Source organism: Nocardia sp. NPDC019323, from assembly GCF_044389845.1.
Lineage (GTDB): Bacteria > Actinomycetota > Actinomycetes > Mycobacteriales > Mycobacteriaceae > Nocardia > Nocardia implantans.
The window spans coordinates 126,064-138,298 of the sequence record NZ_JBIRYN010000009.1 but is presented as its reverse complement, the minus strand read 5'-3'; the positions used below and the strand labels follow the sequence as shown (position 1 = coordinate 138,298).

Sequence of the window (12,235 nt, the reverse complement as noted above, 5' to 3'; positions counted from 1 at the left end):
CCAGCGCTTCAGAAAATTCCGAAGCGCGTCCGGAATTGTGAGCGAAACACCTTCGGAGACAGCGAAGTTTAGGAAATTTCCCAACGGGTAGGGCACAGTGAGCCCATGGCTACTCGGATTCTTCTCGCTCCCGGATTCTGGCTCGGTGCGTGGGCGTGGGACGAGGTCGCACCCGATCTGCGGCGGCGCGGCAACGAGGTGGTGGCGCTCACGCTGCCCGGTCTCGACGAAACCGATCCGGACCGGTTGTCGGCCACTCTGGAGACGCAGGCGCAAGCCGTCATCGACGCCGTGCCGCCGGGCGAGACGGTGGTGCTCGTCGCGCACTCCGGCGGCGCGGCGCCCGCCTATCTGGCCATCGACCGCGCGCCCGAGCTGTTCCGCCGGGCGATCTACGTCGACAGCGCGCCGCTGCCCAACGGCTTCGTCATCAACTCGGCCCTCGACGTGGCCGCGCGCGAGTGGACCCTGCCGCAATGGCCGGAACTGGAGGCAGCGGGCAACAGCTTGGCGGGCCTGGACGAGGCGGCCTTGGCACGATTCCGGAAGCGGGCCGTGCCGGAGCCCGCGTCCGTCGCGGCTGCCCCGCTGCGGCTGAGCGATTCGGACGCGCGCCTCTCGGTCCCGGCCACCGTCATCTGCAGCAGCATGACCGCCGATCTGGTCAAGAAGCTGCGCGACAACGGTGAAGCCCCTATCTTCGCCGAACTGGCCCGCATCGACGCGGAGTACGTCGACCTGCCGACCGGGCACTGGCCGATGTGGTCCAAGCCGAAGGAACTGGCCGAACTGATCCACACCATCGCCAACCGCTGAGCACGAAGCGGCGCGGTCCTTGGGACCACGCCGCTTCGGACGAAAAGGATCAGCCGACCGCCGCGGCCTTCTTCGCCGGCCGCTTTGCGGCCTTGGCCGCGGCTTTCTTCGCCGGAGCCTTCTTCGCGGGACTCTGCGGCGCGGGCGGCTGGTCGAGCACTTCCTTGAGGAACTGGCCGGTGTAGCTGTGCGCGACGGCCGCGACCTCCTCCGGCGTGCCCTCCGCCACCACGGTACCGCCGCCGGAGCCGCCCTCGGGCCCCATGTCGATCACCCAGTCGGAGGTCTTGATGACGTCCAGGTTGTGCTCGATGACGATCACGGTGTTGCCCTTGTCCACCAAGCCGTTGATGACGTTGAGCAGCTTGCGGATGTCCTCGAAATGCAGACCGGTGGTCGGTTCGTCGAGGATGTAGACCGTGCGGCCGGTGGACCGCTTCTGCAGCTCGGCGGCGAGCTTCACCCGCTGGGCCTCGCCACCGGACAGGGTGGGAGCGCTCTGACCGAGGCGCACGTAACCGAGCCCGACGTCGACCAGTGTCTTGAGGTAGCGGTGGATCGAGGTGACCGGTTCGAAGAACTCGGCCGCCTCCTCGATGGACATGTCCAGCACCTCGGCGATGGTCTTGCCCTTGTAGTGCACCTCGAGGGTTTCGCGGTTGTAGCGGGCGCCGTGGCACACCTCGCAGGGCACGTAGACGTCCGGCAGGAAGTTCATCTCGATCTTCAGCGTGCCGTCGCCGGAGCAGGCCTCACAGCGACCGCCCTTGACGTTGAACGAGAACCGGCCCGGCTGGTACCCGCGCACCTTCGCCTCGGTGGTGGCCGCGAACAGCGTGCGGATCTTGTCGAACACGCCGGTGTAGGTGGCCGGGTTCGACCGCGGCGTGCGGCCGATCGGCGATTGGTCCACCTGCACCAATTTGTCCAGATGGTCGAGCCCGTTGACCCGGGTGTGCCTGCCCGGCACCTGCCGCGCGCCGTTGAGCCGGTTCGCCAGCACCGTCGCCAGGATGTCGTTGACCAGGGTCGACTTGCCGGACCCGGAGACGCCGGTCACCGAGGTGAGCACCCCGAGCGGGAAGGCGACGTCGATGCCCTTGAGGTTGTGCTCGCTGGCTCCAACGACGGTGAGCTGCCGTTTCTTGGTGACCGGGCGGCGCACCAGCGGCACCTCGATGCGCTCGCGGCCCGACAGATACGCCCCGGTGAGCGAGTTCGGATCGGTGAGCAATTCTTCGTAGGGCCCGCTGTGCACCACCGTGCCGCCGTGCTCGCCGGCGAACGGGCCGATGTCGACCACCCAGTCCGAGGCGCGGATGGTGTCCTCGTCGTGCTCGACCACGATGAGCGTGTTGCCCAGGTTGCGCAGCCGGGTGAGGGTTTCGATGAGCCTGCGATTGTCCCGCTGGTGCAGGCCGATGGACGGCTCGTCGAGCACGTAGAGCACGCCGACCAGGCCGGATCCGATCTGGGTTGCGAGCCGGATGCGCTGCGCCTCACCGCCGGAGAGGGTGGCGGCCGCGCGCGACAGCGTGAGGTACTCCAGGCCGACGTCGAGCAGGAAGCCCAGCCGCGCCTGCACCTCCTTCAGCACCTGCCCGGCGATCGCCGCCTCGCGCTCGCCCAGGGTGAGCGAGTTCAGGAACGCCGAGCACTCGCCGATGGACAGGTCGCTGACGTCGGCGATGGACTTCTTGTCGCCATTCGCGGCGATGGTGACGGCGAGGATCTCCGGGCGCAGCCGGGCGCCGTTGCACACCGGGCACGGAATGTCGCGCATGTACCCGTCGTAGTGCTCTTTCATCTGCTCGGACTCGGTGTTCTCCATGCGCCGCTGCAGGAACGGCATCACGCCCTCGAAGTCCGCGTAGTACGAGCGCTTACGGCCGTAGCGGTTGGTGTAGGAGACGTGCACCTGGTCGGCGCTGCCCTCCAGCACGGCCTTGCGCGCCTTGAGCGGCAGATCCTGCCACGGGGTGTCCATGGAGAAGCCGATGGCATCGGCGAGGCCGGACAGCAGCCTGGTGAAGTACTCGGCGGTCTGGCCGCGCGACCACGGCGCGATGGCGCCGTCGTTCAGGCTCAGCGCCGGGTCGGGCACCACCAGCTCCGGGTCGACCTCCTTGCGGATGCCGAGGCCGGTGCAGTCGGGGCAGGCGCCGTAGGGCGAGTTGAACGAGAACGAGCGCGGTTCCAGATCCTCGATGTCGAGCGGGTGGCCGTTCGGGCAGGCCAGGCGCTCGGAGAAGCGGCGCTCCCGGTCGTGCGCGTGCTCGTCGCGATCGACGAAGTCGAGCACAACGATGCCGTCGGCCAGCCGCAGCGCGGTCTCGATCGAATCGGTCAGGCGCTGCTTGGAACTCGGCTTGACCGCCAGCCGGTCGACGACGACCTCGACGTCGTGCTTCTCCTGCTTCTTCAGCTTCGGCGGATCGGTGAGCGGATACACCACGCCGTCCACCCGCACGCGGGAGTAGCCCTGGGTGTTGAGCTGGTCGAAAAGGTCGACGAACTCGCCCTTGCGGGTGCGCACCACCGGCGCGAGCACCTGGAAGCGGATGCCCTCCTCCATGGCCAGCACCTGATCGACGATCTGCTGCGGCGTCTGCTTGGCGATGAGTTCGCCGCAGACCGGGCAGTGCGGCGTGCCCGCTCGCGCGTAGAGCAGCCGCAGATAGTCGTAGACCTCGGTGATGGTGCCGACGGTCGAGCGCGGATTGCGGTTGGTCGATTTCTGGTCGATGGACACCGCGGGCGACAAGCCCTCGATGAAGTCGACGTCGGGCTTGTCCATCTGACCGAGGAACTGCCGCGCGTACGCCGACAGCGACTCGACGTAGCGCCGCTGCCCCTCCGCGAAGATCGTGTCGAAGGCCAGGCTGGACTTGCCGGAGCCGGACAGGCCGGTGAACACGATGAGGCTGTCGCGGGGCAGGTCGAGATCGACCCCCTTCAGGTTGTGCTCCCGAGCTCCGCGCACAGTGAGGCGTTCCGCCACAGGCCGTCCCTTCTCCTTCGTGTTCGACGTCCAGACATACCCCCGGCCGCCATGCTAGGCATGGGCACCGACAAGTTTCGCGGACCGCCCGTCACCTGGACGAATGACGGGAACCCCGGCGGCAGGACGTTACGGATGAGCCGGGAAACAGGCCAGGACGCCTCCGTAGCATCGCCCTCCCGGCACCACTGGTCAACAGCACGACGTCAACCGGCATTCCCCTGATCTCCGCCGTCACAGCACAGCACACCGGAACGCCACCGCCGGCCGGGCGACCGCTCGGCGCAAGTGGGCCACGCGCGCACCGGCCCGCGTCTACACTGAGCCCGCTGTGCGCCACCCACCGGCCTCCCCCACTCTCCTATGACGCCCCTCGCCTCGCACCTCCCGGCAACGGTGCTCGACACCCTGCGCGCCCTGCTGCGGACCGCCACCCACCTGGTCGCCGCCCGCTACGGCGCGCTCGGCGTCCGCGGACACGACGACCGGCTGGTCGAATTCCTCTTCCAGGGCGTCGACGACGCGATGCCCGCCCACATCGGGCGCTCCCCCGAAGGACACGGCGTCCTCGGGTTGCTGCTCGCGCACCCGCACCCGATCCGGCTGGACGATCTGTCGGAACATCCGGCCGCCGTCGGCTTTCCCGCCGGCCATCCGCCGATGGGCAGTTTCCTCGGCGTCCCGGTGCGGGTCGGCGAGGAGATCTTCGGCAATCTCTACCTCACCGAGAAGACGGGAGGACAGCCGTTCACCGAGGACGACGAGGCCATCGTGCTCGCCATGGCCGCCGCGGCAGGCATCGCCATCGAGAACGCCAGGCTGTACGAAGCCGCGCGGACCAGGCAGGCGTGGATCGAGGCGACGCGCGACATCGCGACGGAGTTCCTCGCGGGCACGGCGCCGGACCTGGTGCTCGCGCAGGTGGTGGCCCGCGCCCGCGCGCTGACCGGTTCGCAGCAGGCGCTGCTGGCCGTGGTGCCGTCGGCGACCCCGCCCGATGAGGCCACCGAACTCGTCGTGGCGCATTGGTTCGGTCCTGGACCGGGGCCGCGGCGGGTGCGTATCGCCGGTACCGCCACCGGCACGGCGTTCACCCGGCACGCTCCGGTGCCGGTGCCCGACGCCGGAGCGGTCGATCTCGGCGCCGCGGTCGGCGCGGCGGGGCCCGCGCTCGTGCTTCCGCTGCGGACCGCGGATCTGGCCCTCGGCGTGCTGATCCTGGTGCGGCCGCCCGCGTCTGCCCCGTACCCCGGCGAACTGGTGGAACTGACCGCCGCGTTCACCGATCAGGCGGCGCTGGCCATGCAACTGGCCGAGACCCAGCGCAGGATGCGCGAACTCGACGTGCTCGCCGACCGCGACCGCATCGCGCGCGACCTGCACGACCATGTCGTGCAGCGGCTGTTCGCGGTGGGGCTCGGGTTGCGGGCCACCGCGGCGCGCACCACAGATCCCGAAGTGCAGCAACGGCTTTCGGCGGAGATGGACGGTCTGCATGAGGTCGTGCACGAGATCCGCACGTCGATCTTCGACCTGCACGGCGGCGACCCGCTGCGCAGACGGCTCGAGGACGCGATCCGCCAGCAGACCGCCGACGGCGCGTTCCGGACCAGCGTGCGGTTCTCCGGACCGCTGTCGGTGGTCGGCGCGGCGCTGGCCGACCACGCCGAAGCCGTGGTGCGCGAATCGGTCAGCAACGCGGTGCGTCATTCCGGCGGGAACCGGCTCGCCGTCGAGATCACCGTCGGCGACGAGCTGACCGTGCTCGTCGAGGACAACGGCGCGGGGCTGCCCGCGCAGGTGACACCGAGCGGCCTGGCCAACCTCGCGCAGCGCGCGAGCATGTCCGACGGCCGCTGCACGGTGGAGCGGGCCGCGAGCGGCGGCACCAGGGTGCACTGGTCGGCACCGCTGGCCTGACGGTCAGGCGGGCACCACGATCGCCAGGTCGCCGTCGTGGCGCCGGTACAGCAGCGCACCGCGCCCGCTGCCGGGATCGGTACAGAACAGGAACGGCAATCCCCTGCGGCACAGGATGTGCGCGGCATCACCCGGGGCCAGGCAGGCCGCGGAATCCGCGTCGATCACGATCGGCGGATTGCCGCGCGCCCGTTCCGGCGACCGGATCGGCGGACAGGTCGCCCGCTGGCGGATGAGCCGCACGCCCGTCTCCGCCCAGTGCACCACCGCGTCCTCACCGGTCTCGGCGTCGGTGAACAGGTGAGCGTCGTAATCCATGGCGTCCAGCACCGCGACCGCCTCGGCGGGCGTGCACGCGGACAGGACGCACCGCTTGCGGCGAACGATCGGACGCGGCTCGCCGGCGCGCGCGAGCGGAGGGCGGGCCGGATCGGGCCAGCTCCGAGTCTCGCCCGCGGCCAGGCGGGCCAATCGGCGGTCGAGCCGCTCGGCGGCGAAGGTCACCGCGAACCCGCGCGGCCCGGTGACCTGCACGCGGGTGACCGACTCCAGGTGGTGGACGTCGACCTGCACCACCATCGGCGCCTCCGGATCGGGCGGCGCGCCGAGCCGCACCCGGGCGGGGGCGTCCAGATGATGCCTGCGCAGGACCCGGGTGACGGCGCGCACCGCCCGCGTGACGTCCATGGCGGACACTTCCCCTCGCGTCGTGACCGCCACCTCCGGTCCCGCGGCCGTCGTCCACTCGTCCGACGCGAATCGCAGCCCCGATGAAACCATCTGCATTGCCCCGCCTTCCAGATCGATTCGTCCCCTCCCATGCCAGCACCGGGGCGCTGCCGCGAACAGGGCCGAAAGTCCCCATCGCGCGAAAAACACTGGAAACACGCCGGATTCGGACGCGGCCGGGACCGAACGCGAAGGCATCGCGGCCACGATCACGCGGCGGCGAGCACCACCGCGGAATTGTTGCCGCCCATGCCGAGGGACAGCTTCACGGTGATGCCGCCCTCGAACGGCGCGGGGCCGTCCAGCAACCGCGGATGCGCGGGCGCGACGATCGGGGCCGCGGGCACGATGCCACGCTCGTAGCCCAGCGCGGCGGCCGCGATCTCGACGGCGGCCGCCGCGCCCTGGCAGTGGCCCGCCAGCGGCTTCAGCGCGTAGATGTGCGGGCGGTCGTCGAACACGTGCTCGAGCAGATGGTGTTCGGCCACGTCGCACTGGCGGGTTCCGGTGCCGTGCGCGTTGAAATAGCGCACGTCCGCGGCGGTGACCTGCGCGGCGGCGAGCGCGCGGCGAGCGCAATCGATGATCTGCTCGTGCGTCGGGTCGACCGACACCACGTGATAGGCGTCGTTGGACATGGCGCCGCCGAGCACCGCGGCATAGGGCCGATCCGCCGAACGGGTCAGCACGAACGCCACCGAGGCCTCGCCCATGCTGAACCCGCGGCTGCCCTCCTGGAAGGGCCTGCAGGCGTCCAGCGGTTCGGCGTCGGCGACCGCGGCGCCGAGCCGCACGAAACTGTCCAGCATGTCCGGCGTCGCGGACAGGTCGGTCGCCACGAAGAGCACGTCGTCGGCCATGCCCGCGTCCAGCCAGAGTTTCGCCGTGACGAGCGCGACATTGGCGGAGCTGCAGGCGGCGGAGATGTTCATCGCCGGGCCGTGGAAGCCGAATTCCTGCATCAGCATCGAGACCGGCGTGGACGGCAACAACCGCAGGTAGTCCCTCGACCGGCGGCGACCCCCGTCGACGAGATAGAAGTCGCGCCAGTCCGCCACGTCGCCGAGCACGATGGCGTGCAGCAGGCCGACGGTGCGGCCGGGTCGCCAGCCCCGCTCGCGGGCGTCGGCGACCGCTTCTCGCGCCGCCTCGTGCACGGCCCGGCCGTACCGGCTCGCGCTCAACTCGGCGTCCCCGCCGTCGGGAACCAGCGCGATCCACGCGTCCTCGTCGCGGCCGGGCCCGTAGCCGGGTTGCAGCGCCGCCGCCGACTTGCCGCTGAGCAAGCCGTCCCACAGTCGTTCACGTCCCCATCCGTAGCCGGTGATCGCGCCGATCCCGGCGATGGTCATGTGATCTGGGGACCGCCGCGGATCGGCGCGGAACCGCGTGGCGGTGTTCGGGTCGGGCCCCGGCATGTATCGCTCTCCTTCACCGGCTCACCGGCCGGGCGGGACCGTCTGCCCCGCCTCGACGCAGAAACCGGTTTCTGCCATGATCGCCGGATCCGGCCCGAGAACGTGCCAGTACTGTGATCGAAGCAATAGCGTGGAGGATGTGATCTTGTCCACGTCGATACCAGAATAATCCCGTGTTCCAATGGCCATAATGGGGTCGATGATCGGGGGTTCGAGTGGGTGACGACAAGCTGGCCGCCGCGGTCGACGCCGCCGAACAGCTGGCCGCGCGCTACCGCTCTCTGGTCGAGCACACTCCGGACGGGATCTGCGTGCACGAGCGCGGCCGGGTGGTCTACGTCAACCCGGCCACCGTCCGGATGCTCGCCGCGGAGGACGCCGAGGAGATCATCGGCCGTCCGCTGACCGACTTCGTCCATCCCGCCTCCGTGCCCGCGATGCTCGACCGCATCAGCACCCTCACCACCGCAGGCGCGGCCTCGGTGCCGACCGAGATGACCTTGATGCGGGTGGACGGCGGCACCGTCCCGGTGGAGACGGTGTCGGTGCTGACCGCCTGGCACGACCACCTCGCCTATCAGGTGGTCATCCACGACCTCACCGCCCAGCGCCACGCCGAGGCCGCGCAGCGCAGGGCCGAGCACTACTTCACCACGGTGGTGTCCCAGCTGGAGGAGGGCGTCGTGGTGATCGATCCGGAGGGCCGGATCGAGTCGATGAACCCGGCGGCCAAGCGCATCTTCGGCACCGAGGGACCCGACGGCATGGTCATCGGGCGCACGATCCAGTCGCTGCCGCTGGTGCTGCTGGACGCGAACGCCCAGCCGCTGCCGCCGAGCCGCCATCCGGTGGCGCGCACGCTGGCCACGGGCGAGACCATCACCGGCTATGTCTTCGGCGTCGACCGGGTGGACGGCCAGCGGCGCTGGCTGTCGGGCAGCAGCCGCCTGCTGAATCCGGGCGACCCGCGCTCGTCGGCGGTGTCCTCGTTCGCCGACATCACCGAATTCCGCGCCAGCAGAAGGCAATTGGAATATCAGGCCACGCACGACTCGCTCACCGGCCTGGCCAATCGCTCGCTGATCCTGTCCCAGCTGGCCGCCGCGCTGGCCAGCACCGAGGAACTGCTGCCGGTGTCCACCGTGCTGTTCATCGACCTGGACGGGTTCAAGGCGATCAACGACACGCTCGGGCACGCCATCGGCGACACCGTGCTGCAGATCGTCGCCCAGCGCTTGCAGCGCGCGTTGCGCGGCGACGACATCGTCGGCAGGCTCGGCGGCGACGAGTTCCTGGTCCTGCTGTCCGGCCGCACCCGCCGCGTCGACATCGAGGCGCTGGTGAACCGACTGCGCTCCACCATGGCCGAGCCGATCATCGCGCGCGGGCACCGGATCGAGGTGAACGCCTCGATCGGCGTCACCGAACTCGAGGTGGGCGATCGGCGCAGCCCGGAAGCGGTGCTGCACGACGCGGACCTGGCGATGTACCGGGCGAAGCCGCCGGGGCGGCGGGAAGGCACCGTCACCAAGGGCCGCAGGCCCAACAGCACCCACGCGTCCTGAGCCCGCCGTGATCATCGAGCACGTACTGCTGCCGGTTCGCCCCGAACTCGCCGCCGATTTCGAAGCCGCCTTCGCCGCGGCGCGGCCGCTCATCGCGGGCATGCCCGGCTTCCGATCGCTGTCGCTGGCGCGCGGTGTCGAGTCGCCTGGCCGCTATCTGCTGCGCGTGGAATGGGAGAAGCTCGACGATCACGTCGTCGGATTCCGCGGCTCGCCGGAATATCAGCGCTGGAAGGACCTGCTGCACCACTTCTACGACCCGTTCCCGGTGGTCGAGCACTTCGCACCGGTGCAGCTCACCCCGCCCGCCGACCGAGTCCCCACCCCGGAGCCGGGGGCCTCACCTGCGGTTACGGCGAGCCCGTCGCAACCCCAGTAGACTCGACAACTCTGCTTTCCATGCGTGCACCCGCCCGGTCCCGGCGGCGTGCTCGCGCCTGTTCGCGGTGACAAGGAGTTCAGTTTGCCCGACCTCACTCAGGACCGTGCCGCAGGCGGCGGCGCCCCCGAGCGGACCCGCGAAACCGAGCAGGAGCAGGCCTACCTGTCGGTACTGTACGAGCGGCTCGACGAGATGCGCGACTACGCGCGCAACCGGCTGCGCACCGTGCTGCTGGAAACCGGCGGCACCCCGCAGGCCCGCAGCGAACGCGAGTCGTTCACCCAGCTCTACTCCGAGGACCTGGCGAAGTACGACGCCGCGGAGCACGGACTGTGTTTCGGACGCATCGACCTCGACGGGGAGCAGGACGAGTACCGCTACATCGGCAGGCTCGGCATCCTCGACGAGAAGGACGACTACGAGAGCCTGCTGCTGGACTGGCGGGCCCCGCTGGCGCGGCCGTTCTACCTGGCCACCACCGCCGCGCCGGACGGGGTGACCCGGCGCAGGCACATCCGCTCGCGCAACCGCAAGGTCACCGCGATCAACGACGAGTATCTCGATCTCGACGCCGCGCGCCGGGCGGGCGTCACCGACGCCGACGGCGGTGTCGGCAGCGAGAGCGCGCTGCTGTCCGCGCTCAACGCCGCGCGCACCGGCCACATGAACGACATCGTCGAGACCATCCAGCACGAGCAGGACGCGATCATCCGCTCCGAGCACAAGAGCGTGCTCGTGGTGCAGGGCGGGCCAGGCACCGGCAAGACCGCCGTGGCGCTGCACCGCGCGGCGTATCTGCTCTACACCTACCGGCAGCAGCTGGCCAAGAGCGGCGTGCTGATCATCGGCCCGAACGCCACCTTCCTCGACTACATCGGGCAGGTGCTGCCGTCACTCGGCGAGACCGGCGTGCTGCTGTCCACCATCGGCGATCTCTATCCCGGTGTGCGGGCCGCCCGCGAGGACTCGCTGCGCGCGGGTGAGATCAAGGGGGCGCTGACCATCCTCGAGGTGCTCAAGCAGGCAGTGCGCGACCGTCAGGAGGTGCCCGCCGAACCGATCCGGTTGAGCTTCGACGGGTATCCGGTGACGTTGGATCGCAAGATCGCCACCAAGGCCCGCGGCCGCGCGCGCTCCTCGCGCCGCCCGCACAATCTGGCCCGCCCGATCTTCGCCGCCTCGGTGATCGATGCGCTGACCGATCAGCTCGCCGCGACCATGGGCGCCGACCTCTCCGGCGGGCCGAGTCTGCTCAGTTCGGCCGATTTGACCGAGATCCGCGACGAGATGCGCGCCGACCCGCAGATCCAGGCCGCGATCGCGAAACTGTGGCCGATCCTGTCCCCGCAGGAGGTCTTGGCCGACCTGCTCGCCGACCCGAAACGGCTGGACCGGGCCGCGAGTTCGCTCGACCCGGCCGACCGCGCCGAACTGCTCCGGCCGGACGACGGCCGGTTCAGTCCGGCGGACGCGCCACTGCTGGACGAGCTGGCCGAACTGCTCGGCGTTGACGACACCGAGGAACGCGAACGCGCCCGGCGCCGCTGGCGCGCCCAGATCGCCGAGGCGCAGGACGCCCTCGACATCCTCACCGGCTCCGCGCCCCAGGATCTGGAGGACGACCTCGATCCCGAGATCCTGATGGCCTACGACCTGATCGACGCCAGCCAGCTGGCCGAACGCCAGGACTTCCGCGCCCGCCAGACCACCGCGGAGCGCGCCGCGGGCGATCGCACCTGGACCTACGGCCACGTGATCGTGGATGAGGCGCAGGAACTGTCGGAGATGGCCTGGCGGATGGTGATGCGGCGCATCCCGAACCGGTGGGTCACCGTGGTCGGCGACGTGGCGCAGACCGGCGACCCGGCGGGCACGTCGTCGTGGCAGCGGATGCTGGAGCCCTATGTCGCCGCCCGCTGGAAGCTGACCGAGCTCACCGTCAACTACCGCACCCCCGCGGAGATCATGGACATCGCCGCCGACGTCCTCGCCGCCATCGATCCGGCGGCGACCGCGCCGCGCTCGGTCCGCGAGACCGGCGTCGCGCCGCGCGCGCACCGGGTCGAGCCCGGCGCCGTGCACGCGGAGGTCGCCCGGCTGGTCGCCGCCGAGACCGGACCGGGCACCACAGCGGTGATCGCGCCGCAGGCGCTGGTGGCCCAGCTGGCCGACCTCGCCGGGGAATCGGTGCGGGTGCTGACCGTGCACGAGGTGAAGGGCTTGGAGTTCGACGCGGTGTACCTGGTGGAACCGCAGGGCATCCTCGACGAATCGCCACGCGGACTCAACGATCTGTACGTCGCGCTGACCCGCGCCACCCAGCGGCTCGGCGTCGTGCACAGCGCGGATCTGCCGGGCGTGCTCTCCCGGCTGCGCTGAGAAGCGGAGGCATCGAACGACGAAA

7 protein-coding genes and 1 pseudogene are annotated in these 12,235 nt (G+C 70.3%); 5 read left to right on the top strand and 3 right to left on the bottom strand.

Going from position 1 to position 12,235, the window contains the following annotated elements; genetic code table 11:
• Positions 1-105 precede the first annotated feature (105 nt).
• The gene (locus tag ACH49X_RS28045; RefSeq protein WP_357208522.1) at positions 106-816 is read left to right on the top strand and encodes an alpha/beta hydrolase; all 711 of its coding nucleotides are present in this window, start codon (positions 106-108) and stop codon (positions 814-816) included.
• Between the two features lie 49 nt (positions 817-865).
• On the opposite strand, the gene uvrA is transcribed toward ACH49X_RS28045, so the two are convergent.
• Positions 866-3,817, bottom strand: coding sequence for an excinuclease ABC subunit UvrA (uvrA, locus tag ACH49X_RS28040; protein ID WP_195082776.1), 2,952 nt, complete (start codon positions 3,815-3,817; stop codon positions 866-868).
• Between the two features lie 363 nt (positions 3,818-4,180).
• On the opposite strand from uvrA, the gene ACH49X_RS28035 reads away from it, so the two are divergent.
• Positions 4,181-5,737: a GAF domain-containing protein gene (locus ACH49X_RS28035; protein ID WP_357208525.1), complete on the top strand. Its 1,557-nt coding sequence runs from the start codon at positions 4,181-4,183 to the stop codon at positions 5,735-5,737.
• A gap of 3 nt (positions 5,738-5,740) precedes the next feature.
• Here the strand turns inward: ACH49X_RS28035 and ACH49X_RS28030 are convergent, their stop codons facing one another.
• Both ACH49X_RS28030 and ACH49X_RS28025 read right to left on the bottom strand, forming a co-directional pair.
• Positions 5,741-6,523, bottom strand: coding sequence for a sigma 54 modulation/S30EA ribosomal C-terminal domain-containing protein (locus ACH49X_RS28030; RefSeq protein WP_323124485.1), 783 nt, complete (start codon positions 6,521-6,523; stop codon positions 5,741-5,743).
• A 152-nt stretch (positions 6,524-6,675) separates the two neighbouring features.
• On the bottom strand, positions 6,676-7,818 hold the full coding sequence (locus ACH49X_RS28025; RefSeq protein ID WP_357208642.1) for a beta-ketoacyl synthase N-terminal-like domain-containing protein: 1,143 nt from the start codon (positions 7,816-7,818) through the stop codon (positions 6,676-6,678).
• Between the two features lie 281 nt (positions 7,819-8,099).
• Between ACH49X_RS28025 and ACH49X_RS28020 the strand changes: the two genes are divergently transcribed.
• From ACH49X_RS28020 to ACH49X_RS28010, 3 genes and pseudogenes are all read left to right on the top strand, one after another.
• Entirely contained in the window at positions 8,100-9,449 is a 1,350-nt protein-coding gene (locus ACH49X_RS28020) for a diguanylate cyclase domain-containing protein (protein ID WP_357208529.1), read from the top strand.
• A gap of 7 nt (positions 9,450-9,456) precedes the next feature.
• Positions 9,457-9,741: pseudogene (locus ACH49X_RS28015) on the top strand (antibiotic biosynthesis monooxygenase family protein); the annotation flags it as partial.
• Between the two features lie 171 nt (positions 9,742-9,912).
• Positions 9,913-12,210, top strand: a complete 2,298-nt coding sequence (locus ACH49X_RS28010) for an ATP-binding domain-containing protein (protein ID WP_357208532.1) — start codon at positions 9,913-9,915, stop codon at positions 12,208-12,210.
• Positions 12,211-12,235: the final 25 nt, after the last annotated feature.

Coding starts and splice junctions, on each gene's coding strand:
- ACH49X_RS28045 (WP_357208522.1), top strand. CDS start 106: ATGGCTACTCGGATTCTTCTCGCTCCCGGATTCTGGCTCGGTGCGTGG.
- ACH49X_RS28035 (WP_357208525.1), top strand. CDS start 4,181: ATGACGCCCCTCGCCTCGCACCTCCCGGCAACGGTGCTCGACACCCTG.
- ACH49X_RS28030 (WP_323124485.1), bottom strand. CDS start 6,523: ATGCAGATGGTTTCATCGGGGCTGCGATTCGCGTCGGACGAGTGGACG.
- ACH49X_RS28025 (WP_357208642.1), bottom strand. CDS start 7,818: ATGACCATCGCCGGGATCGGCGCGATCACCGGCTACGGATGGGGACGT.